Here is a 25,222-nt window from a genome sequence, read left to right as displayed (position 1 = left end):
GATCGGTCACTCCCGTGCTTTGACGGAGGCCAGCGGAGTCGACGCGCCTGCAGGCATGACACTGGCCTTGCGCAGCGCTGCGAATACTTCATCGCGCGTGCCGAGCATCTGCACGCCGCCGTCACGCAGCATCAGCACCTTGTCGACGGCGCAGAGTACGTTGGGACGGTGGGAAATCAGGACCACGGTGGCGCCACGGCCCTTGAGTTCGGCCAGCGCATCGACCAGGGCTTTTTCGCCGATGTCATCGAGGTTGGCGTTCGGCTCATCCAGCACGATCAGATTGGGCTCGCCATACAGTGCGCGGGCCAGGGCAATGCGCTGCTTCTGGCCACCGGACAGCGGACTGCCATCGGTGCCCAGGCGGGTGTCATAACCCTGCGGAAAACGCAGGATCATCTCGTGCACCCCAGTGATCTTGGCGGCGCGGATGACCGCTTCACTGTCCACTTCGCCAAAGCGCGCAATGTTGTCGGCGATGTTGCCCTCGAACAGCTCCACGTCCTGTGGCAGGTAGCCGAGCCAGGGGCCCAGTTCGCCTTTGTTCCAGGTGAATATGTCCGCGCCGTCCAGGCGCACCTTGCCGGCCTGCGCCGGCCAGACCCCGACCAGCAGGCGGGCGAGGGTGGATTTGCCCGAGGCGGACGGACCGATGATGCCAAGGCTTTCACCGGGGACCAGGCTGAAGCCCACGCCGCGTAGAATCGTGTTAGTGGTACCTGGGGCACCGGCATACACATTCTCCACCGCCAGCATGCCCTGCGGCCGCTGCAGCGACATGCTCGGTGGCCGGCGCGGATAGTCGTTCAGCATTTCGTTGAGCCGGGACCAGGCCGAACGGCAACCGAGCAGTTGCTTCCACGAGGCGATGACCTGTTCCACCGGACCCAGTGCGCGGCCGGTGAGGATCGAACAGGCAATCATCATCCCCGGGGTGATCTTGCCTTCGATCGCCAGCAGTGCGCCGGCGCCGAGGATCAGTGACTGCAGCGTGATACGCACGAAGCGCCCGGTACTGCTGATCAAGGCGGCGCGGTCGGAGGCCAGGGTCTGCATTTCCAGAATGCGCAAATGGCTTTGGAACCAGCGCTTGCTGATCGACGGCAGCATGCCCATGGCCTCGATGACCTCGGCATTGCGCAGGTTGTTGTTGGCGTATTGGGCGGAGGACATGGCGGCCTGATTGGCTTCGGCCAGCGGTTTCTGCGTCGCCTTTTCAGTGAGATAAGCCAGGCCCATCAGAATCAGAGAACCGATCAGCGTGAGCAGTCCGAGCAGCGGGTGGATCAGATAGGCGACCAACAGGTAGATCGGCGTCCACGGTGCATCGAAGAACGCGAACAGGGAATTGCCGGTGACGAACTGACGAACCTGGGAGAGATCTTGCAGGGCCTGGGCCGGATTACCCCCGGCGCGGCTCAGGTTGCGTTCGAATGCAGCGTTGAAAATGCGTCGGTTGAGTTCCATGTCGAGGCAGTTGCCGACCCGGATCAGCACCTTGGTGCGGACCATTTCCAGCGTGGACATCAGCAAGAAAAGACCCACCACCAGCACAGTCAGCATCGTCAGTGTCGTGACGTTGCGACTGACCAGGGCTCGATCATAGACCTGCAACATATAAACGGCTGGCGTCAACATCATGACGTTTATGACGCCGCTGAACGCCGCCAGCATGTAAAAGCTGCGGCGCATGCGAAAAAGGGCGTCGGACAGTTCGGAACGGATGCTCGACTGCTTGGGCATGGTGATCCTCCCACTTCGAAAAGGCGGTTGCCCTAGGGGCGCAACAGCTAACAGTAAATGTAGTCCCTTAAACGACTTATGCACGCGCAGGCTGGTCGCTCTGTGGATGGCGAGTCTTCCGAAATCTCTGCGTTGCTCCCTTATGCAGGAGCGTAGGTCGCGTTGAAACACTCCGAAATAACATTTCGCTCTATACCTGCACTCAACTTTCTATATGTCTTTTAAAAACAGCTAGTTGTGACCACCAAACACCAGTCGTCTGTTTTAACGACGTAATATTGACAAAGATTTGCTATGGAACTTTAGTCTTAGTTATCGGGGGGGCCGCCCGCCGGAAGCTTGTCATCGTTTTGGCAACGCAAGGTGCGGTGATTTCCCGGAAGGAGCAGAGCATGTCGATCATTGCGTTCTTTTGCAGAGTGAAGGGGCTTACCAGCAAGTTTGCCTTTACCTCCTGTTTCCATGGCCCGCCCAGGGCGCGTACTCGCTCTGCCTGACCGTTCGGCGAGCCATTCACTACGCGAATTCCAGGCGCGTATCCCGGGTCCCGGGTAACGCCAGCTCTCTCGCTAGAAAACAAGACCAACAAACTGCACAAGCCAGCACGTGACTTGGCGCGGGTGGACCTTCTCGTCCCGTGCCTTTACCCAGACAGATCGAGGGCAATCCAAAATGGCCAATTTCAACAAGTCGGACCTGGAGTTCATCCTCAAGCAAATCTTCATCGCAGAGGCGAATGCCGATGGCGCCAGCCTCAGTGATTTGCTTCCCAACAGTCAGGTGCCATTCGGCCTGCGTACCGTCGATGGCAGCTTCAACAACCTGGTCAACGGCCAGAGTGAGTTTGGCGCCTCGGACAACGCCTTCCCGCGCCTGCTTGATCCTTCCTTTCTATCGCCGGCATACGCCGGGACCGGGACGGTGATCGACCCGCAACCACGGATTATCAGTAACCTGGTCGTCGACCAGACCGCCAACAACCCGGCGGCCTATGCCTCAGCTTTCGACCCTGGCTTGAACGGTCATCTCGACTTCGGTGTGGTGGGTGCGGGTAATGACGACGTACTCAAGGATGGCGTACAGATAGTCACCAGCCCCGGGCTGGATGGCGTGTTCGGCACGGCCGATGACAAGGACGTGTTCTTCATGCCCAACGTGTCGCCAGACGTCGGCCTGACCGCCAGTTTCAACTCGTGGATGACCTTCTTCGGCCAGTTCTTCGACCACGGTCTCGACCTGGTCACCAAGAGCGCTACCGACGTCGTGTTTATTCCGCTGCAGCCGGACGATCCATTGTTCGTAGCGGGCAGCCCGACCAACTTCATGGTGCTGTCACGTGCCGTGCGTACCGCAGGCGCGGACGGAGTCATTGGCACTGCCGATGATGGCCAGCCCAATACCACTTCGCCGTTCGTCGACCAAAGCCAGACCTACAGCTCGCACCCGTCGCATCAGGTGTTCCTGCGTGAGTACGTTCTCAACGCCGCAGGCGACCCTGTTGCAACAGGACGCTTGATTACCAACCGCGATCTCGGCGCCGATGGCGTATTCGGCACTGCCGATGATGGCGCCGGTGATGGCATGGCGACCTGGAAGGTAGTCAAGGCCCAGGCCCGTGACATGCTCGGCATCGACCTGACTGACGCCGATGTACACAACGTTCCGCTGCTGGCAACCGATGCTTACGGCAACTTCATTCGCGGGCCTAACGGCATGCCGCAGGTAGTGATTCGCGTCGGTAATGGTGCTGACGGCATCGCCGGGACGGCTGATGACGTCACTCAACTGGTCGAAGGCAACCGGGCTGCTCCGATCAGCCTGGCCAACGCCGTGAGCACCGGGCATGCCTTCCTCGACGACATAGCCCACAATGCCGCGCCGGTCGTCGTCGGCGGGGTTCTGCAGGCGGATACCGACATCGCTGTCGGCAATGCGCAGCCCGTTGGCCCGGGCGGCAACAACCTGACCTACGACAACGAACTGCTCGACTCCCACTATATTGCCGGCGACGGCCGGGTGAACGAGAACATCGGCCTGACCACCGTGCACCATGTGTTCCACTCCGAGCACAACCGCCTGGTCCAGCAGTCCAAGGACACCATCCTTGCCTCCGGCGACCTGGCCTTCCTCAATGAGTGGCTGGCTGACGACGTGACCGCGATACCGACTACACCCGCCGAGATCGCGGCGCTGGTGTGGGACGGCGAACGCCTGTTCCAGGCCGCCAAGTTCGGCACCGAGATGCAGTACCAGCACCTGGTGTTCGAAGAGTTCGCGCGGACCGTTCAGCCGCAGATCGACGGATTCCTTGCCCCCAACGGTTATGACACTTCGATCAACCCGGCAATCCTCGCCGAGTTCGCCCACGTGGTGTACCGCTTCGGTCACTCGATGTTGACCGAGACCGTCGATCGCTTCGACCCCGCGTTCAATCCGCTGCTCACTAACCCGGCCAACCCGGACTCGCAACTGGGGCTGATCGCGGCCTTCCTCAACCCGCTGGCGTTCGCCGGCAGCGGGGTGACTGCGGACCAGGCGGCAGGGGCGATCATTCGCGGTGTGACCCGCCAGGTCGGCAACGAGATCGATGAGTTCGTCACTGAAGCTTTGCGCAACAACCTGCTCGGTCTGCCGCTCGATTTGCCGGCCCTGAACCTGGCGCGTGGTCGCGACACTGGCATTCCCACCTTGAATGAGGCGCGCCGTGAGTTCTATGCATCAACCGGTGACAGCCAACTCAAGCCATACATCAGTTGGGCTGACCTGGCTGACAGCCTCAAGCACCCCGAGTCACTGGTCAACTTCATCGCGGCCTTTGGCACGCATAGCACGATCACGGCGGCGACCACGCTGGCAGAAAAACGCGCTGCAGCCATGGCGCTGGTACTCGGTGGTGCGGGTTCGCCGGCTGACCGCCTGGACTTCCTCAACAGCACCGGTGCCTATGCCAACGTAACGACGGTCGGCAAGGACGGGATACTGGGAACCGCAGATGACCAGACAGGTGTGACGATCACGGGCGTCGACGACATCGACTTCTGGGTCGGCGGCCTCGCCGAACAGAAAATGCCGTTCGGCGGCATGCTCGGCTCGACGTTCAACTTCGTGTTTGAAACCCAGATGGAGGCGTTGCAGAACGGCGACCGTTTCTACTATCTGTCGCGTACCGCGGGCCTGAACTTCGGCACGGAGCTTGAGAACAACTCCTTTGCCAAGCTGATCATGCTCAACTCCGATGTCACCCACCTGTCGAACACCGTGTTCCTGACGCCAACGTTCACCCTCGAAGTGGATCAGACCCATCAGTTCACCGGCCTGGGTGTGGGCGGCCGCGCCGATCCGACGGGCGGCATCATGATCGACGGCGTGGAGATCGTGCCGCTGGTGATCCGCGACAACCCGGACACCGTTGGTCCGGACACCAATTATCTGCAGTACACCGGTGAAGACCATGTTGTCATGGGCGGCACCGCCGGCAATGACATCATCATCTCCGGTGACGGCGATGACACCCTTTACGGCGATGCCGGGAACGACCGCCTCGAAGGCGGTGCGGGGAACGATGCGGTGCTGGGTGGCGCGGGTGATGACATCATCTCCGACTCGTTTGGCGACAACCGTCTGGAAGGTAATGCCGGTAACGATGTGATCGTGGCCGGCAGCATGCTGGTTGCTGGCAACCTGATCCTGGGGGGCGATGGCCAGGACTTCATCATCACCACCGAAGACATCACCACCACCTTCGGTGGCCAGGGTGACGACTTCATCCTCGGTGCCAAGACCAACCTGCCTCCTACCGGCAACGCAGGTGATGACTGGATCGAGAAGGGCACCCAGGACGGTGCGCCTGGCGACAACTTCTCGCCATTGCTCACTGACGATGTGATCGGCAACGATATCTTTGTCGGTGGCGGTGGCTTCGACGAAATGATCGGCGAGGGTGGCGACGACATCTTTGTCGGCAGCGATGCCCAGGACAAGATGGACGGCATGTCCGGCTTCGACTGGGTCACCTACAAGAATGACAAGATCGGCGTGACCGTTGACCTGAGCCTGGCCGCGCTGGCGCAGCCACACGGCAATGCACCAAACCAGAATGCCGGGGTGTTCAATCCGGTCGGCGCCTCGCCGGCCTCGATTCTCGACCGTTTTGCCGAGGTCGAAGGTCTGTCCGGTTCGAGTTTCGGTGATGTGCTCAAAGGCGATGATGTTGATGCAGTCACAATCGTCAACCACGGTGGTGCCACGGGCAGTGCGCTGACCAATGTGGCGTTGATCCGCGGACTGGACCAGTTCCTGGCCGATGCCGGCTTGCCGGTCACCGGTTTTGCCACTGGCAATATCATCCTCGGCGGCGATGGCAGTGACCTGATCGAAGGTCGCGGCGGCGATGACCTGATCGACGGCGACAAATGGATCAACGTCAGGATTGCCGTTTATGATCCGGCTGACGTCAACCATACCGGTCCCGAAATCGCCTCCTTCGACAGCATGGTCGATATGATTCCGCTCATGCTGGACGGTACCATTAACCCCGGTCAGCTCAAGGCCGTGCGGGAAATCCTGCCCGGCACTTCGACCGGCGGGGCGGCCTTCGACACTGCCATTTACTCCGGGCTTCAGAGCGAGTACACGGTGACCGTCGACGATCGCGGCACCGCCGATCTGGCGGACGACGTCTATACCGTGACAGACAGCGTAGCGGGCCGTGACGGCGCCGATACCCTGCTGCATATCGAACGCCTGCAGTTCGCCGATAACCAGCAAGTGCTGGTGGACGGGCTCAATGCCCAACCGACTGGCAGTCCGACTATCACCGATGGCAACGGCGGCGCGATCGTCGTGGGCGACACGCTGACTGTCAGCGTGGCCGGGCTGCGCGATGCCGACAACATCACGGCGGGTAATCCGCTGGGCTTGATCAACAGCTCCGTGTCCTACTACTGGCAGTTCGAGGCAACTCCAGGCAGTGGCATTTTCGAGGACATCATCCTGTTGCCGGCCGGTGACCTGGCGTTCCAGAGTGCCGATGGCACCTCGTTCAAGGTCTCTCCCGACCTTGCCGGGCTGTCGTTGCGCGTCAAGGCGATCTATCAGGATGCCCATGGCACCACTGAAATGATGTTCTCGCAGCCGACCTCCGTGGTGGCTCCGGGCACACCGGTCGTACCGACGGCGCCAGTACCGGTCGTGGATGCCACCGCGGGTGGCGCGGGCCTGCACATGGTTCGCTCCGACCTCAACTTCATTCTTGACCAGATCAAGATTGCCGAGGCTGAAGCGTCTGGTCAGGACATCCTCTCGCTGATCCCGAACATTCGCGCGCCATTGGGCCTGCGGGCGGTCGACGGGTCGAACAACAACCTGCTGAACCTCAACGGCAATAATCACACCGAGTTTGGTGCTGCCGACAACGTCTTTCCGCGCTTGAGCGATCCGGTCTTCAATCCTGCGGAAGGGGGAACGACGTATGCGAGCAACGGCGGCCTTGTGATTGACTCACAGCCGCGCACCATCAGTAACCTGATCGTCGACCAGACGTCGAACAACCCGGCGGCCTATGCCACGGCATTCGACCCGGGCTTGAACGGTCATCTCGACTTCGGCGTGGTGGGTGCGGGTAATGACGACGTACTCAAGGATGGCGTACGGATAGTCGCAAGCCCAGGCATGGATGGTCAGTTCGGTACTGCCGATGATCACGATGTGTACCTGTTCGAAAACACCGCGGCGGATGCGGGGCTGTCAGCTCCGTTCAACGCCTGGATGACCTTCTTCGGGCAGTTCTTCGACCATGGTCTGGACCTGGTGACCAAAGGCGGCTCGGGCACTGTCTTCATCCCGCTGAATGAGGATGATCCACTGTTTGTCGCAGGTAGCCCGACCAACTTCATGGTCCTGACCCGCGCGACCAACCAGCCAGGGCCTGATGGTGTTCTCGGCACCGCCGACGACATCCATGAGCAAACCAACACCACCACGCCGTTCGTGGACCAGAACCAGACCTACAGCTCGCACCCGTCGCATCAGGTGTTCCTGCGCGGTTATGAACTGACCGCCGACGGCCCTGTCGCGACAGGCAGGTTGATCACTAATGTTGACCTGGGGCTGGATGGCAAGTATGGAACCGCAGACGACACCGAAATCGGTGGCATGGCGACCTGGAAGGTGGTCAAGGCGCAAGCACGTGACGTTCTCGGTATCAATCTGACCGACGCCGATATCGACAGCGGTCCGCTGCTGGCGACTGACGCCTATGGCAATTTCCTCAAGGGGCCGAACGGCTTCCCGCAGATTGTCATTCGGGTCAACAACGGGGTAGACGGCATTGCCGGCACCGCCGATGACGTCACTACGCTTGTCGAAGGCAATCCGGCCAGTCCGGTCAGCCTCGTGAACGCAGTGCGCACCGGCCATGCCTTCCTTAACGACATCGCTCACAACGCTGTGCCGGTCGTTGTCGGTGGGGTTCTGCTGGCGGACGCTGACGCCGATGTCGGCAATACGCAGCCTGTTGGCCCTGGCGGCAACAACCTGACCTATGACAACGAACTGCTCGATGCTCACTACATCGCCGGCGACGGTCGGGTCAACGAGAACATCGGCCTGACCGCGGTGCATGCGATCTTCCACTCCGAGCACAACCGCCTGGTCCAGCAGACCAAGGACACCGTGCTCGATTCGGGTGACGTGGCCTTCCTCAACGAGTGGCTGCTCAATCCGGTGACCGCATTGCCTGCCACCCAAGCCGAGTTCGATGCGCTGCAGTGGAATGGCGAGCGCTTGTTCCAGGCTGCCAAGTTCGGCACCGAGATGCAGTATCAGCACCTGGTGTTCGAGGAGTTTGCGCGGACCATCCAGCCCAACATCGACCTGTTCTTCGCACCGACCCAGGTCTATGACGTCGACCTCGATGCCTCGATCGTCGCCGAGTTCGCCCACACCGTGTACCGGTTTGGCCACTCGATGCTGACCGAGACTGTCGATCGCTACGATATCGACTTCAACGTGATAGGCGATCCGGCCAGCGCCAATCCCGATCAGCAAATGGGCTTGATCGCGGCGTTCCTCAACCCGTTGGCGTATGCCGCCAGTGGCGTATCGCCAGAGGATGCGACCAGTGCAATCGTGCGTGGGGTGACTCGGCAAACCGGTAACGAAATCGACGAGTTCGTCACCGAGGCGCTGCGCAACAACCTGCTCGGCCTGCCGCTTGACCTGCCGGCGCTCAATATCGCCCGTGGCCGCGACGTGGGGATTCCTTCACTCAACGCGTTCCGCCGCGACATCTACAGTCAAACCGGTGACACCCAACTCAAGCCGTACAACAGCTGGGTCGACCTGGTGCAGCACCTCAAGCATCCGGAGTCGTTGATCAACTTCATCGCCGCCTATGGCACGCATGACACGATCACCGGGGCGACCACACTGGAAGGCAAACGCGCTGCAGCGCTGGCGCTGGTATTTGGTGGTGCGGGGGCGCCGGCTGACCGCCTGGACTTCCTCAACGGCAGCGGTGCCTGGGCCAACGTGACACTGCCTGGCAGGGATGGGATCGCGGGTACTGCCGATGACCTGAAGGGGGTGACGATCACAGGCGTCGATGCCATCGATATGTGGATTGGCGGCCTGGCCGAACAGAAAACTCCGTTCGGCGGCATGCTCGGCTCGACCTTCAACTTCGTGTTCGAGAACCAGCTGGAAAAACTGCAGGACGGCGATCGCTTCTACTACCTGGAGCGTACCTCTGGCCTGTCGATGAATGCCGAACTTGAAAGCAACTCGTTCGCCAAGCTGATCATGGCCAACACGTCGGCCACGCACTTGCCGGGCCTGGTGTTCTCGGATCCGGGGTTCTACCTGGAAGTGGACCAGGGCAAGCAATTCAACGAAGGCCTGGTCTCCGTTGATCCGCTCGGCCCGAACGGCGAGCAGGTGGTGTTCCGCGACAACCCGCTGACCGTGGGGGCAGACACCAACTACATCCGCTACAACGGTGCCGAGCACATCGTGCTGGGTGGCACCGATAACAACGACATCCTCATCTCCAGTGAAGGTGATGACACGGTCTGGGGCGATGGCGGCAACGATCGCATCGATGGCGGTGACGGCAACGACCAACTGCGTGGTGGTACCGGCGACGACATCATCACCGACACCGGTGGCGACGATAACATCCAGGGTGGCGACGGCAACGACGTGCTGCACGGAGGCAACGGCGTCAACCTGATCATTGGCGGGTTCGGCAACGACTTCATCGTGACCGGTGAGGACGCCTCCGAAGCCATTGGTGGCCAGGGCAACGACTTCATCCTGGGCAGCAAGGCCAACGAACAGGACATGGGTAACGAAGGCGACGACTGGATCGAGAAGGGCACCTCGGACGGTGCACCTGGCGACAACTTCGACCCACTCGGCAACGACCCTGTGATCGGCCACGATGTATTCGTCGGCGGTAACGAGAACGACAAGTTCAACGGCGAAGGCGGTGACGACATCATGGTCGGCAGTCTCGGCATGGGTGACCGCTATATCGGCGGCTCCGGCTATGACTGGTCGACCTTCAAGGATCTCGCCCAGGGCGTGACCATCGATTACAGCGATCGCTTCTTCGATGTGCCACCGGTGCCGGGTTCGGGTGCTTCGGCGCTGGTGCGGTTCGACATCATGGAAGGTCTGTCGGGATCGTCCCACGGTGACTTCCTGCGCGGTGACAACGAAGATGCGACATCGCTACCCACCGCGGGTGCAACCGGCAGTGTGCTGACCAACATCAACCTGATCAACGGTCTGGCGGGTCTGTTGCCAGTCGGAGCGACGTTCTTCGACGGCGGCAACATCATCCTCGGTGGCAGCGGCAGCGACCTTATCGAAGGTCGCGGTGGTGACGACATCATCGATGGTGACAAGTGGTTGAACGTACGCATCAGCGTACGGGCCAACGCTGATGGCACTGGTGCGGAAATCGCCACGTTCGACAGCATGGCGCCGATGGTCCAGGCAATGCTCAATGGTACTTACAACCCGGGCCAGTTGGTCATCGTGCGGGAGATTCTGACCGGCACTGACAACTTCGACACCGCGGTGTATTCCGGTAATGCGTCGGAGTACAGCGTCACCCTCGACGGCAATGCCGTCATCGTGACCGACCTGGTGGCGGGCCGTGATGGCGTCGATCGCCTGACCGGCGTCGAGCGTCTGCAGTTCGCTGACCAGGCGCAGGCGTCCGGCGTCGGCACCGCGGTAAACAGCGGTCCTGTGGGGCGTCTGGCGATCCTTGATAATGCCACCGGTGCGCGTGAGGATACGCCTGTCGCCGGCCAGTTGTTGCGCGTCAGCGATCAGTCGATCCGCGACCTGGACAACGTGGGAGCGGGCAATCTGACCGGCGCGGTTACCGGTCCGGTGGCTTACTACTGGCAGGTCGAAAACGTTGCGGGCTCGGGTGTCTATGAAGACATCACCTTTGTCGCCGCCGGCGAGGTATCGCGGGCGATCGGCGCCACCTATCTGGTGGCGGATGATGTCGCCGGTCTGAACATCCGTGTTCGGGCGGTGTATCAGGATGCCAAGGGTACGCTGGAGTTCGTCAGTTCGTCGGCGAACAACGCACCGACTGCCGGGCCGACCGTTACTGGCCTTGCGACGCAGAACCAGGTGTTGACCGCTGACCCGTCGACCATCATCGATGTCGATGGACTGAGCAATCCGCAGTTCACCTTCCAGTGGCAGGTGACCAACGGCGTCAACTTCGTCAACATCGCCGGGGCCACCGGTAGCACGCTCACGCTTGCCCAGGCTCAGGTCGGTAATCAGGTGCGGGTGGTGGTCAGTTACGTCGATGACTTCGGTGTCGCCGAAAGCGTTGCGTCCGATGCCACTGCACCGGTGGTCAACGTCAACGATGCACCGACAGGCGCGTTGCTGATCAGCGATACCACACCGACTCAAGGTCAGGTGCTGACCGCACAGACGGCCGGGATCGTCGATCCGGACGGGGTGGGCACATTCAGCTACCAGTGGCAGCAAGGTACCGGGACTACCTTCACCAATATCGCCGGCGCGACTGGCGTGAACTTCACCCCGGGCGCGGCGCAGATCAACCAGCAACTGCGGGTGATCGCACGCTACACCGATGGCTTCGGCACGCTGGAGTCGGTGACCTCTGCGGCGACGGCGCTGGTCGTGCTGCTGGGTGCGGTGCAAACGGGTGACGCCCTGGCGAACACCCTCAACGGTACCGCAGGTAGCGATGTGCTGTTTGGCTTGGGCGGGAACGATACGCTCAATGGCCTGGGTGGTGTCGACCAGTTGTTTGGCGGCCTTGGCAACGACCTTCTCAACGGCGGGGACGGCAACGACTTCCTCAATGGCGAGGAAGGCAATGACGTGCTCAATGGCGGTACGGGCAATGACGCGATGATCGGTGGAGTCGGCAATGATGGCTACATCGTCGATTCAGTCGGCGACCAGGTGGTCGAGTTGGCGGGTGAGGGTGAGGATTCCGTACAGACCACGCTTGCCAGCTTCACGCTGGGCACTAATGTCGAGCATCTGCTCTACCTCGGCGCCGCCAACTTCGTCGGCACCGGCAACGCGTCGAACAACGTCATCACCGGTGGGACGGGTAATGACACCCTCAACGGCGGAGCCGGTAACGACACCTTGATGGGGGGGCTCGGCAACGACCTCCTCATTGGCGGTGCGGGTAATGACGCGATGGTCGGCGGAGCCGGCAACGATGGCTACATCGTCGATTCAGCCTTCGACCTGGTGACTGAGTCGGCGGGTGAGGGTGAGGATTCCGTACAGACGTCGCTGAACAGTTACACACTGGGCGCCAATGTCGAGCATCTGCTCTTCACCGGAACCGGCAACTTCACCGGCAACGGCAACGCGTCAAACAACGTCATGACCGGTGGAGTGGGTAATGACAGCCTCAACGGCGGAGCCGGCAACGACACATTGCTGGGTGGCGCGGGCAACGACATCCTCAATGGCGGTGCGGGTAATGACGCGATGATCGGTGGCGTCGGCAACGATGGCTACATCGTCGATTCAGCCTTCGACCTGGTGGTTGAGTCGGCGGGTGAGGGTGCGGACTCCGTACAGACGTCGCTGACCAGCTACACACTGGGCGCCAATGTCGAGCATCTGCTCTACACCGGAGCCGGCAACTTCACCGGCAACGGCAACGCGTCGAACAACGTCATGACCGGTGGGGTGGGTAATGACAACCTCAACGGCGGTGGCGGCAACGACACATTGCTGGGTGGCCTTGGCAACGACATCCTCACTGGCGGTACAGGTAATGACGCGATGATCGGTGGCGTCGGCAACGATGGCTACATCGTCGATTCAGCCTTCGACCTGGTGGTTGAGTCGGCGGGTGAGGGGGCGGATTCCGTACAGACGTCACTGGCCAGCTACACACTGGGTACCGATGCCGAGCATCTGCTCTACACCGGAGTCGGCAACTTCGTCGGCAGCGGCAACGCGTCGAACAACGTCATCACCGGTGGGGTGGGTAATGACTCCCTCTTCGGCGGCGACGCCAACGACACATTGCTGGGAGGGGCCGGCAACGACTTCCTCGATGGTGGTGCCGGCAACGACAGTGTTGCTGGCGGGGCAGGCAACGACACGATGGATGCCAGCAGTGGTAACGATATGTTCGTGTTCGGACTGGCCTTCGGCAACGATCGGATCATCGGCTTTGATGCCAACGCGGCCGGAGGCCAGGATCTGCTCAATTTCGCCGCACTCAACATCACGGCTGCGACCTTCAACACCAGTGTCAATGTCGTCGATCTCGGTGCGGATACGTTGCTCAACTTCGGCGCTGGCTCCATCACCCTGGTAGGTGTGGCCGACCCGAACACCGTCTCGGCCGCCGACTTCATTCTGGCCTCTTGAGGTTCTGACAAACACTGTCGCAAGGAGCGTGGACCACGGAGGGAGGGCAATGGATGCCCTCCCTTTTTTCTTCCACTCAATGACCCATCGTGAATCGGGGTGCCAGCAGCGTACTGGAGCTCAACAAAGCAGGCTGGAACCGAGCTGCGAAATCAAAAAAATGGAAAAGGGGAACCTGGCCGTGAACATTTCAGCCATCTGCATCTTGAGCAGCCTACTGGTTTCGGTCGCGGCTTCTGCTACCGGGGCCGCTTCGGTCTTGGACCTGGACTTCACCAGGTCAGCCATGGAAACGCTGGAAAAACTGGATATCAATGACGCTTGCATTATCTCCGTATCAAGCCCTGCCGCGTTTACCTTCTGCCGAGAAGGATCGTCAACACTCTGGAAGTATCAGGTGCTGGATCTGGAGCAACAGGCGGCGATCCAGATGGGGCAAAAGCGCTCTTCGACGGACTATCAACGAATTACCGTTGTGCAACTCAATAGCGTTGCCTGCGAGCAGGATCACCTTGCAGCCTTGGCTAAACCGGCTATCAGGCGAGGACTTGCCCTTGGTCTGATCACCCTGTTTCTGTTGGTCGGCCTGCGGCAAACCTACCGGGCAATCAGGCTGGGTTATTACGTACAGGCCGGTGTTGCGAGGCCCGGTTTTCAGCGATTGAGCGAATCCGGGTTGCCGCAAAATTCAACGGTCATGGCGTTGCTCGCGTGGGGTATGGCGGCAGCCACGGCATTTGTGTACTTCGGCTTTTGAGTCTGAGGCGAACAGTATTCATCCATCAGGCGGTGTGAATTCGCTGGCTCACACGCTTGAGCACCTGCCAGTAAGTGGGCGGTGGCGGCACGATGCCGCGCTGTCGCAAAAGAGCATGCAACTTCGGCAGGCGAAAATACGGCACCGATGCCATCAGATGGTGCTCAATGTGAAAGTTGACCCGGATAGGCGCCACGCAAGCGCGGGCGATCAAACCGGCCTGTGTGGTTCGCGTATTGCGAAGGACGTCCGTGCCTGATTCCAGGCAGGCATGTTCCGCCATGGAGCGAATGCGGATGAACAACGGGAACGGCGTGATATAGGCCAGCACCCACACGCCGTACAACCACGCCTGTCCACTGATCCAGAATGCGGCAAGGAGCAGGCCGTTAGTGAGCAGCATGCCGCTGGCGTTTCTGAAGAAGGTCCGTGGGTAGTCCCACCAGCGACGACCTGCCTGCGGCAGGCGGCGGATATCGCTGGTGAGCGACCACTGCAGCACGCCGGCATCCATCAGCACGCGTCCCGCCAGGAACTTGAGGCCGGTAATACCTGAAAGATCACGCAGGCACTTGCGCATCATGGAGCTGCGCGTCGTAGGCAATCCGGCAACCAGGCAGAGATCGGGATCGTCGACGCAAGAGGTCTTGGCGTGATGAGTCAGGTGATAGGGACGATATTTGCGCAGCTCGTTCCAGATCGGCCGGGCGCACATCCAGTCGACCAGTACGTCATTGCACCATTTGCTCTTGAACAATGTCCCGTGCGCGGCGTCGTGCTGCAAAATGCCAAAGCACAACTGGCGTCCGGCAATAATCACGACAGCCACGATCAGGGCGAGACTGAATCCCCACCAGGGCAGGAGTTCGCGGGCCCAGGCCAGGCTTGTAAAGGTCAAGGCCAACACGCCCCAGGTAGACACCACCGCCCAGGCACCCCAGAGGTCTGAGCGTTCGCTGAAGGATTTGATTTCGTCGCGGCTGAGAATATCGCTGATTTTGGTTTTGTTATGCATGTCTATCCTCGACATCAAGGGCCAGGTACCGGTCCGGGTGATGAGTCAGTTGAGTCTTCAGGGCTGTTGCAGAAAGGTGCGCCAGATCTGGTGGCCGTGATCCACGAAACGCTGGGTGCAGGCAAAGAACTCCGTGCGCAGCGCCACATCGACCATAGGTTCCGGTAGCAGGGGATCGAAGACGATCTGGCGGATGCCTTCGCGGCCGAGGATGAAAGATTCGCGTGCGGCCATGTCCGGTTTCAGTTGCCCGGCGCGCAGCGTCCAGCTTTCCAATTGCTCGCAATGGCGGCGGTAGCTGTCGTCGAGCAACTCACCCTTCCACAGGTTTTGTATTCGCTGCGTCTGCGCCTCTTCGAAGCCCAGGGCCTGGAAAACCAGTGCTGCCGGTTCCAGGCCGAGTTCGATCAAACGTCGACGCAACGACTCGATATCAGGCGAGATATTGTTCGGGCGCGCGTACAGGTCTTTGTCCAGCTCCGCGAAACCCAGCATGTGCAGGGCACGTTCACGCTGGCGCAAGATGTTGCGATCACTGCGCCCCAGGGCGTTGCACGCCACCATCAGATAACTGCCGTCCCACGGCCGCAGATACTGCTCCACGTTGCGCCACTCGAACAACTGCGCCGAGATGTCCCTGGCCTTTGGCCCCAGCTGATAACTTCCTCGGCCCGCACCTTCCAGCAATGCTTCGATAGTGAGGCGCGCCAAGGTGACCCGGACGTTGTTTTCACTGATGCCGAATAGCTCGCAGGCGACGATGGCTTCCCTGACCTGCAAGGGAACGCCGTTTTTAGCCACCAGCAGTTCGAGCACCAGGCTTTTTACGCAAGGTTTCATTGTCTTTCCAGGTCATTACAGATTGCGAATGAATCTATCGTGCTGAGTAATATTACACAATGGTAAGTTAATTCATTTTTGTTGTAATGATTAGGTTGACGGCCTTATGTCATGCGCCGGCCTGGAAAACGCCTTCGCCGGCAAGCCGGCTCCCACAGGGTTTTGCGTCGCTCACAAAACGAGGGTGAACACGCGTTCTCTGTGGGCGCTGGCTTGCCAGCGAAGATACCTTGGGCTGCCTGATCAACGGCGGTTTACCGCTCCAGGCGTGGCCACTACCCGCCCTGTGGCAGCACCCGGGCATTATTCCCCGAGCCTTCGATGTAAACGTTCATGCCTTTGCTCAGGGCCGGATTGATCGGTTGGGTGATCGATACCAGTACGCCACTTTTCACCCGCACGATGACCTGCTGCGCCGCTACCGGCTGGTCATACTTTTTCTTCTCTGCGTAATTGCCGCCCACCGCCCCGGCGAGTGCGCCGGCGACCATGGCGACGTCGCGCCCGGTGCCACTGCCGATCAGGCTGCCGATACCGAGGCCGCCAAGGCCTCCGAGTACGGCGCCGACGCCACTGTCGTGATTGGTCTGCATCTGCGTCAGCGATATCTGCTCGATCTTGCCCGAGCGAATCTCCATTTCACCGGCACCGCCATCGTTCGATCCCACGGCGGAACAGGCACTGATCAAGACAGTCGCCAAAGTGACCGTCAGCCAGGACAGGATTGCTTTCATTGCTGTGCACCTCGTCATTGGTATTTGATGGCAATGCCTTTGAGCTTGCGGCCCTGGATCGTATCGATGTCGCGGTTCCACAAAGGACCGGTCACGTAAGCGGCGACGGGTTGGATTTGGTCGTAAACCACCACCACCGCGTCTGCACCCAGTTTGGCGCCTTCTTCGCGCAGCTTCTGTTCGACCTGGGTGATGGGAGGTGCCGGGTCGACACTGGCGTCGATCAGGATTTCGCCCAAACGCACACTGGGTCGCGTCGGTTCCGTGCGTAGTATCTGGACTTCGCTGGGCAGGGTCGGGGCAGGGTGCTCGACCCCGACGTAGGCGGTCGTCTGGGCATCCACCGTTGCGCAAGCGCTCAACGCAAGCGCGCTGGCGATGAGCGCTGCGACGATTAAAGGTCTGTGCAGATTTGTGAGTCGAAGCAATGCATGGGAAGCCATGTCAGCTATTCCTCTACTGGGAAGCGATTCAACCGCCAACGTCGATTGGCGGTTGAATCAGGGGTTCAACTGCGGATGAATGCCCAGAGATCGACGTTCAACTTGTCAATCGCCGCCTTGAAGTCCTGGGCGGTGATTTTCTGGGTTTCGTTGGACAGCTGCTTGCCGAACACCTTGCGCACGACCCTGGCCACGGTCTGGTTGTCTTTCGCGTCGATGAGCTCGGCCTCGATATACAGCTCGGTGTCCTGATCGCGGTGACCGGTGGCCGCCTGTGTCGCCCCGACGACGGCCGCGATGGGCACCACTTCATACCATTTCATGCCTTCGTTGGAGGCGCTCACACCGGTAATCGCGGCGCGCAGGATCAAGGTTTTCGAACCTTTTGGCGCGGCACTCGTGTGGTGGACCATCCGGTATTTCTGCCCCAGCGTCGCCTTGACCCTGTTGGACATGTAGTCCCGGATGTCATCGAGTGTCTGCTGGTTGACCCGCTCATTGGGCTTGGGCGCCGGATACAGTTCCAGTCGCTCGAACGCTACCGTGTCATAGGCATTGGGGTTCCACGACGGGCTCACCCAGCGCATCGCCGTGCCGCCGCTGGGCGTGGTGACTTCCTGCAGATTGTCGTAGTTGGACAGGTAGCCGGAGTACTGCGCCTGTTCAGTGACTTTGGAGGTGCAACCGCCGAGCAAAAGCCCGGCCACGGCGGCACCGATGAGCAAGTTTCGGGACAGATTCATGATGCAGTGTGCTCCTTGGCTGAAGTCGCTTTGGTGTGGCAAGAAACTCCCCGCACTGCGATATCGCCGAATTCCGACCGTAAAGGCAGGCAGTGCACCTATTCTGATTTGCATGGATCAAATCCCGGCAAGTGTGCATTTTCGAATAAAGGTGAATTAACGAACGTCGAAAAACCTGAATTACGTTTAACCGGCCTGGCGGGGTCACACATAAGTGGTAGTTCATATTCTCGATATTGGAAGGAACAACTTATGAATAGCACCATCCTTGCTCGTTATTGTTTATTCAGGGTCGCGAAGTAGAGCGCCAAAGCGCTTCACCCCGGCGCAGGATGAAGCGCAGCCCTTGTTGATTACTGCTGGGTGCCTGGCAGTAGTTCAAAGGTCGGGGTAAACGGGGTGATCGCCGCCATTAACATTTCGAACGGTTTGCGGTTGCCTTCGACGGTGGCCTTGCCGGCTGCGACGAGTTGATCGAATCCGGTCTTGCGGGCCATCACGCCTTCCAGATCAGCACGGTCAAGGGTGATGGTGAGGTCGGCATTGCTGGCTTGTTGCCCCTTGATATTGGTCAATGTCGAGTTGCTTAACTCCACCACGAACTGCTCGCCGTTATCGGGCGTCTTGAGATTGAAGATGAAGTGTTGATCGGCGACTTTACTGCCATCAAGGGCGATGCCCAGGTATTCGAGCCATAACTCGGTGCTCATGCCGCGAATCATGTCGGGGCCGCCGGTTTTTGGCGGCAGCCCCTTGGGCATGCCATGGCGCAGTTCATAGGCGGCCGAGAGGAAACTGTTGCGCACGCCGGCACTTTCCTTCTGATAACCGACTTGCTCATAGACATCCGCGAGCAAGTCCTTGGCCTTGCTGTTCTGCGGTTCGGCATACACCAGCTTGTTGAGGATTTCATAGGCTTCGCGGTACTTGCCCTGGTCGAACAAGGATTGCCCCTTGGCCATGATCTTGTCGGCGCCTCCCATCATTTCGACGTAGAGCGGGGCCGAGTCCTTTGGCGACAGCGGCATCAGCGTCGCCGGATTGGCATCCCAGTAACCCAGGTAACGGTTGATCACGGCACGACTGTTGTGTTCTTCAGAGCCGTGGTAGCTATGGGTGGCCCAGTTGTTTTTCAGGCTTTCGGGCAACTTGTAGACGTTTTGAATCTCGTTGATGGTGACGCCCTGGTTGGCGGCATGCAGCACGGCGTTGTTCAGGTTGGCATAGGCATCGCGTTGCGCGCGCATCACATCCTGAATCCGCTCGTTGCCCCAGCGTGGCCAGCTGTGGGAGGCGAACATGACGTCTGCCGTTTGACCGTAGCGATACAGGGCATTGTTGATGTTCTTCGACCAGACCAGTGGGTCGCGGACGAGGGCGCCGCGCAAGGTATAGATGTTATGGATGGTGCCGGTGATGTTTTCGGCGGCCCAGAACGCCTTGAACTGTGGGAACCAGGTATTCATCTCCGCAGGCGCTTCAGTGCCCGGCGTGCTCTGGAACTCCATTTCGATACCGTCGATGGTCAGTGTTTCGAAATCTTTGGCAATGTAACGGTTAGGCTCGATCAGCCCCATGTTGCCAATCGAAGCATTTTTACCAATGGCCATGTCGACATGACCGTACGGGCTGTGCGGCAACAGCAAGCCATATTGCAAGAACGCGCGCCGGTTCATGGCGTTGCCGGCATAGACGTTTTCAGCCACGGCATGCTCCATGAAGCCTTGCGGCGCAATCAGCGGGATCTTGCCGCTGCGCACATCGGCCTCGTCGACCACGCCGCGGATTCCGCCAAAGTGATCGGCATGGGAGTGGGAGATCACCACCGCCACGACCGGGCGCTTGCCCAGTTTTTCGTTGATGAAGTCCAGGGCGGCCCTGGCGGTCTCCTTCGACAGCAGCGTGTCGAAGACAATCCAGCCGGTGTCGCCCTTGATGAACGTGATATTGGCCAGGTCAAACCCGCGCACCTGGTAAATCCTTTCCGGAACGACTTCATAGAGGCCATAGGCCGTATTGAGCACCGCCTGACGCTGCAGCGACGGATTGATGCTGTCGTAATCCTTGCCTTCATTCAGGAAGTTGTAGCTCCCCATGTTCCACGCGACGTTCCCGGCGTCGGCCATGATCTTCTTGTAGGGCGGTGCGGCGATGAAGCCTTTTTTCGCTTCTTCAAGGTCGCGCTTGTCTGCAAAGGGGAGTGTCTTGCGCACAGTGTTCTGCATGTCGACCGTGTAGGACGAAGGCGCCTTGCCCTTGCTGTCGAAGTGCACGTTTTGCGATGGAGCCGGATCGGAAGCTGCGCCGTTTGCATCGGCAGCGAAAACGCAAGGGCTGATGCCACCGCCCAGTGCGATCGCCAGTGCCAGATGGAGGGTCTTGTTGTACATGAAAGGTTCCTGCGCCAGATGAAATGTCCAGGGGCGTCAAGGCAACGCAAGTGTTCTGCGTTCTCGGCTTGACCCGTCGAACCATGAATAGCATATTGATTTAATTCCGAAAAATTCTGTTTTAAAGGCTTTCGATAACATAAAGGTTATGAGATGACGCCGAACCGTCTACGTCAGTTTTTGGCATTGATCGAGCACGCACATTTTGGCCGGGCAGCGAAGGCATTGGGTGTTTCTCAGCCGGCGCTGAGTAAAAGCATCCAGTTGCTGGAGCGCGAACTCGGGGTCACGTTGTTCGATCGACGCACCGATGGAGTTGTATTGACTGCATTTGGTCATTTGCTTCAGGAGAAGAGTCGGCGCCTGTTGGTGGCGGAGCAGGACCTGCGGCGTGACATCGCCTTACTGGCGGGTGGGGATATCGGCGCACTGAAAGTCGCTTTCGGTCCTTACCCCAGCATCATCAGCGGCTACGCCGGCATCGCGCGGATGCATGCCCGACATCCGCAAATCAGGGTGACGGCCCATGTGGCCGGGTGGCGGGAGGTGGCTCACCAGGTCACAACCGGCGTGGTGGATCTGGGCATCGCTGAAATCAGCACGTTGCAAGGCCGGGAAGAACTCACCTGCGAGCTGTTGGGGGAGCATGAAGGCCGCCTGTTCTGCCGCCCGGACCATCCGCTGCTTGCGCAAAACCGTTCCCTGACGCTGGCACAAACACTCGATTACCCCTGGGTGGCCTCGCGCATTCCCTTGCGATTGGCGACCCATTTGCTTCCGGCAACGCTGGGCTGCGCCGGTGCCTATGATGCGCTGACCGGAGACTTCGTACCGGCCATCGAAATTGATGTCCCCATGCAAATCGTGAAGTTCGTCGAGAACAGCAACTCCCTGGCGCTGGGGAATCTGTCGACGTTCGAGCGCGAATTGTCGGCGGGTGAAATCGTGCCGTTACCTGTTCAGGACCTCGCACTGCGTACCCGGTACGGCTTCATTTATCTCAAGGAACGTTCGCTGCCACCCGCGGTAGAGGTGTTCATGAAAGAAGTGAGGGCAGTGGAGGCCGACGTTTGCCAGCGCGAAAGTCTGTTGGTCAAGATCATGGAGGCGTGAAAGCCAGGGACAGATGACACTGTCAGCGTTTCTTCTATTTTTTGCCTGATCGCCGGGTGACAGGTGCGAAGTTGTCCAATGCGGATTTATTGAGGTACAGCCCATTTATTAATGAGCTATACCCAATGTTCCCCCATGCACTTCTTCCACTTTTGGAGGTTGTTATGAATACCCGCATCGTTCCACTCGCGCTACTCATGGCAGGTCTTTTCGGTTGCAGCACGGCTTCAAACCATTCAATGAATCTGCCTCTGGCTGCCACCCACCGCAATGCGGGCCAGACGGGCAACGCCACACTGACAGCCGAAGGCAACCAAACCAATTTTGATTTCTATATCACTGGCGTTCCGACCGGAACCCTCCTGCCGCCGCGCATTTACACCTTCATCAACAAAGGCAGCTGTCAGCAACCCGGACCTGTCGCCTATGCAATGAACGATAAGGTCAATACAAAAAATGAAGCCGGGTCCAATGGTTGGAGTTTTTACCGTAATGCGCCTATCGCCACGTCAGAGTTGCTTTCCGGAAAATATTCCATCGTCGTGCGTACATCACCCGAAGATGGCAGCGTCGATATTTTCTGCGGCGATGTCGCGCAGGCAAAGCGCTGAAATGATGTGATCCATGGAGGGGCGGCTTTGCGGCCGACTCCTTGTAAAGGCGCGTCTATACTCACCATCCGGTTAATGGTAGGGCTGAACACTGGGTATGCATAGGACTGGAGCCAAACGCCATTGCGGTCAAAGCTCAACATATTTAAGGAAGCCGCACCCGTGACGGATGACCGTCAGTATTAAGGATGGGGCAGTTGAAGTTTTTGAGCCTTGAGAGATGAGAGCACGACGTATCCGAGATGGGTAGTTATGTGAATCAACTGGAAGAGGATCAAGTTCATGAAACTGAGAAAACTTGTACTGACGGGATTGGCGTTAAGCAGTCTTGCCGGTGCAGCCAGCCTGTCGACAGTGACTCAAGCGGCCGACAAGAAACCCAACATCATGTTCATCATGGCCGATGACATCGGCTGGATGCAGCCGAGCATCTATCACCAGGGCCTTGCAGTGGGTGAAACGCCGAATATCGATCGCATCGCCCAGGAAGGCGCGAAATTCATGACCTACTACGCCGAGCAGAGTTGTACGGCGGGGCGCAACGCTTTCTTTACCGGGATGCACCCGCTGCGAACCGGCATGATCCCGCCGCAATTGCCCGGCAGCCCGTCATGGCTGCGCCCAGGCACCCCCGCACTGTCCAAGTTCCTGCTAGATCTGGGCTATAACACGGGCGAATTTGGCAAGAACCACCTGGGTGACAATTTTGAGGCACTGCCGACTTCCCACGGCTTCCAGGAGTTCTGGGGTTACCTCTATCACCTCGACGCGATGCAGGGCGTGAGCTTTGTCGACATCAACAAGACGCCGCAGGTGCAGGGCATCGCCCCACCCTGCAAGGCCACACCGATCAACGGGCTGCCGGACGTGCCTGGCGCCATCGATCCGCGGGAAGGTACCTGCCTGACGCCACCTCGTCCGGTCATGTCCTGCGTCTCCAGCGACGGTACGCAGAAGAACACCACATGCAAGGACGAAGGGCCGCTGACGCTGGAACGCTCGAAGTCCGTGGATGAAGAAATCTCCGCCAAGGTCATCGACTTCCTCGACCGCAACGATCCGAAGAAGACCAGTAAACCCTTCTTCGTCTGGTACAACCCGGCACGCATGCACATCACCACGGTACTGCCACCCAAGTATGACGCCATGGTCGGTGAGCCCGGCGGAAAAGACTGGGGCACCAACGAAGCGGGCATGAAACAACTGGATGACAACATTGGTTATGTCCTGAAGAAACTCGAGGACATGGGCCAACTGGACAACACCATTGTCGTCTTCACCACCGACAACGGCGCGGAAACCATTACCTTCCCCGACGGCGGTACGACCCCGTTCAAGGGCGGCAAGCTGACCACCTGGGAAGGTGGCATGCGCGCTCCGCTGGTCATCCGCTGGCCTGGGGTGATCAAGCCAGGCACGGTCCTGACCGACATCTTTGCCTCACTCGACTGGGTGCCGACACTGGTCAGTATCGCTGGCGGCAAGAAGGGCACTGAGCTGAACGAGCAGATCATGGCGGGCAATTACCCCGGCATCGTCAAGACCAAGCTCGATGGCGTGGATCAGACGGACTACCTGACCGGCAAGTCCGACAAGTCGGCGCGCGACACCTTCTTCTACTACACCGGCTCGCAACCTTCGGCAGTGCGCTACAAGAACTGGAAGATGTACTACACCATGGTGCCGGATACCGCCACGGGCGGGTTGTATGGCGCGACCACTTTCCACTGGACCCAACTGCTCAACCTCAAGCGCGACCCTTTTGAAACAACCGTCGGTGCTGACGCCAAGTCCATCACCGGCTATGGCGGTGCCTTGGGCTCACCGGGTAACGCCTATATCTACAACTGGAACATGCTGCCGATCGGACAGTTGCTCTGGGAGAAGGAGTTGATGTCGTACAAGGACTTCCCTCCCATGCAGGCGCCGGAAACCTACAACCTGGACGGCATTCTCAAAGCCATGCGGCAGAGTGGTCATAACGGACACGATTAAACAGGCGTAAGGCCGATCAGTTAAGCGTGAGAAAACGGCAATCACTGTAGGAGCCGGCTTGCTGGCGATAGCGCTTGATCAGACGACAATTGTGTCGACTGTACCTGCGCAATCGCCAGCAAGCCGGCTCCTACAGGTTTATCTCCTTAACTGACTGACATTACCCAGACAGGCGCCCGTTTTTTTGCGGGAGAGCTTTCAGTCTTACTTCGCTACACCGTTGAGTAACACCCCATACGACTGGAGAAACTCCACCGTCCCGTGAAAGATCAGCCCCACGCCCATCGCCGAAACGAAGAAACCGACGATGCGGGTCGCGGCATCGATGCCTTGCGGGCCAATCTTCTTGAGGATGTTGTTGGCGTAGGCCAAAGAGAGGTAAGTGACCAGCATGGTGGCGCAGATCGCCAGCGCCACGACGGCGAAGGACAGTATGGCGCGGTCGGAGTCCTTGATGGTACTTGTCAGGCCAATCACCGTGGCAATGGCGCCGGGGCCGAACATGATCGGCATGGCCATGGGGATGAAAGATACGTCCTCGTCGCCTTTGCCACCGCTTGGAATCAGGCTGCTGTCGGGCGAGGGCGCAAAAAGCTCGAACCCGATCCGCATCAGGATCACCCCGCCGACCACCCGAATCATACTCAGCGGAACTTCAAACAAACGCAGCAGCAGGTTGCCGAAAATCAAAAAGAAAAACATCAACAGCAGCGCATAAAGGCAGGCCTTGCGCGCCACCTGACGCTGTTCGGCGGCATCCTTGTCTTGCAACAGACCCAGGAACACCGGGATGGCTTCCAGAGGATTGATGATTGCCAGCAGGGTAGTGAACATGCCGAAGAACAGGGTGAAGTAGGCGTTCATGGATGATCTGCCCAAACGGGTGGTTGACCCAGTTACCTTAGCTGATCAGGAACAAATC

General features: G+C 59.4%; 13 protein-coding genes. 5 read left to right on the top strand and 8 right to left on the bottom strand.

What is annotated here, in order from left to right:
* Positions 1–6 precede the first annotated feature (6 nt).
* Positions 7–1,743 (bottom strand): type I secretion system permease/ATPase, encoded by a 1,737-nt coding sequence (locus CD175_RS04600; protein WP_104447846.1) that lies wholly within the window; start codon positions 1,741–1,743, stop codon positions 7–9.
* A gap of 672 nt (positions 1,744–2,415) precedes the next feature.
* Here CD175_RS04600 and CD175_RS04595 point away from each other — a divergent pair.
* Both CD175_RS04595 and CD175_RS04590 read left to right on the top strand, forming a co-directional pair.
* Entirely contained in the window at positions 2,416–13,659 is an 11,244-nt protein-coding gene (locus CD175_RS04595) for a peroxidase family protein (RefSeq protein ID WP_104447845.1), read from the top strand.
* A 49-nt stretch (positions 13,660–13,708) separates the two neighbouring features.
* Entirely contained in the window at positions 13,709–14,416 is a 708-nt protein-coding gene (locus tag CD175_RS04590) for a hypothetical protein (RefSeq protein WP_338066198.1), read from the top strand.
* A gap of 25 nt (positions 14,417–14,441) precedes the next feature.
* On the opposite strand, the gene CD175_RS04585 is transcribed toward CD175_RS04590, so the two are convergent.
* From CD175_RS04585 to CD175_RS04560, 6 genes are all read right to left on the bottom strand, one after another.
* Positions 14,442–15,431, bottom strand: a complete 990-nt coding sequence (locus CD175_RS04585; protein WP_104447844.1) for a fatty acid desaturase family protein — start codon at positions 15,429–15,431, stop codon at positions 14,442–14,444.
* Between the two features lie 57 nt (positions 15,432–15,488).
* Positions 15,489–16,271, bottom strand: a complete 783-nt coding sequence (locus tag CD175_RS04580; protein WP_104447843.1) for a PaaX family transcriptional regulator C-terminal domain-containing protein — start codon at positions 16,269–16,271, stop codon at positions 15,489–15,491.
* A gap of 275 nt (positions 16,272–16,546) precedes the next feature.
* Positions 16,547–17,005 (bottom strand): glycine zipper 2TM domain-containing protein, encoded by a 459-nt coding sequence (locus CD175_RS04575; protein WP_104447842.1) that lies wholly within the window; start codon positions 17,003–17,005, stop codon positions 16,547–16,549.
* 14 nt (positions 17,006–17,019) lie between these two features.
* Positions 17,020–17,448, bottom strand: a complete 429-nt coding sequence (locus CD175_RS04570; RefSeq protein ID WP_104447841.1) for a hypothetical protein — start codon at positions 17,446–17,448, stop codon at positions 17,020–17,022.
* A gap of 65 nt (positions 17,449–17,513) precedes the next feature.
* A complete protein-coding gene (locus CD175_RS04565) occupies positions 17,514–18,191 on the bottom strand; it encodes a DUF3313 domain-containing protein (protein ID WP_104447840.1) in 678 nt (225 codons plus the stop codon).
* Between the two features lie 353 nt (positions 18,192–18,544).
* Entirely contained in the window at positions 18,545–20,581 is a 2,037-nt protein-coding gene (locus CD175_RS04560) for an alkyl/aryl-sulfatase (RefSeq protein WP_104447839.1), read from the bottom strand.
* Positions 20,582–20,734: 153 nt separating this feature from the next.
* Between CD175_RS04560 and CD175_RS04555 the strand changes: the two genes are divergently transcribed.
* The 3 genes from CD175_RS04555 (at position 20,735) to CD175_RS04545 (ending at position 24,300) form a co-directional block, all read left to right on the top strand.
* Complete coding sequence (locus CD175_RS04555; RefSeq protein ID WP_104447838.1) at positions 20,735–21,694, top strand: LysR family transcriptional regulator; 960 nt, start codon at positions 20,735–20,737, stop codon at positions 21,692–21,694.
* 164 nt (positions 21,695–21,858) lie between these two features.
* Positions 21,859–22,305, top strand: a complete 447-nt coding sequence (locus tag CD175_RS04550; RefSeq protein WP_104447837.1) for a hypothetical protein — start codon at positions 21,859–21,861, stop codon at positions 22,303–22,305.
* Between the two features lie 282 nt (positions 22,306–22,587).
* The gene (locus CD175_RS04545) at positions 22,588–24,300 is read left to right on the top strand and encodes an arylsulfatase (RefSeq protein WP_167399496.1); all 1,713 of its coding nucleotides are present in this window, start codon (positions 22,588–22,590) and stop codon (positions 24,298–24,300) included.
* A gap of 204 nt (positions 24,301–24,504) precedes the next feature.
* Here the strand turns inward: CD175_RS04545 and CD175_RS04540 are convergent, their stop codons facing one another.
* Positions 24,505–25,164, bottom strand: a complete 660-nt coding sequence (locus CD175_RS04540; RefSeq protein ID WP_104447836.1) for a MarC family protein — start codon at positions 25,162–25,164, stop codon at positions 24,505–24,507.
* Positions 25,165–25,222: the final 58 nt, after the last annotated feature.

The organism is Pseudomonas laurylsulfatiphila (assembly GCF_002934665.1).
Taxonomy (GTDB): Bacteria; Pseudomonadota; Gammaproteobacteria; order Pseudomonadales; family Pseudomonadaceae; genus Aquipseudomonas; species Aquipseudomonas laurylsulfatiphila.
Note: the sequence above shows the minus strand (reverse complement) of the source record. Positions and strands in the feature narration are given on the sequence as shown.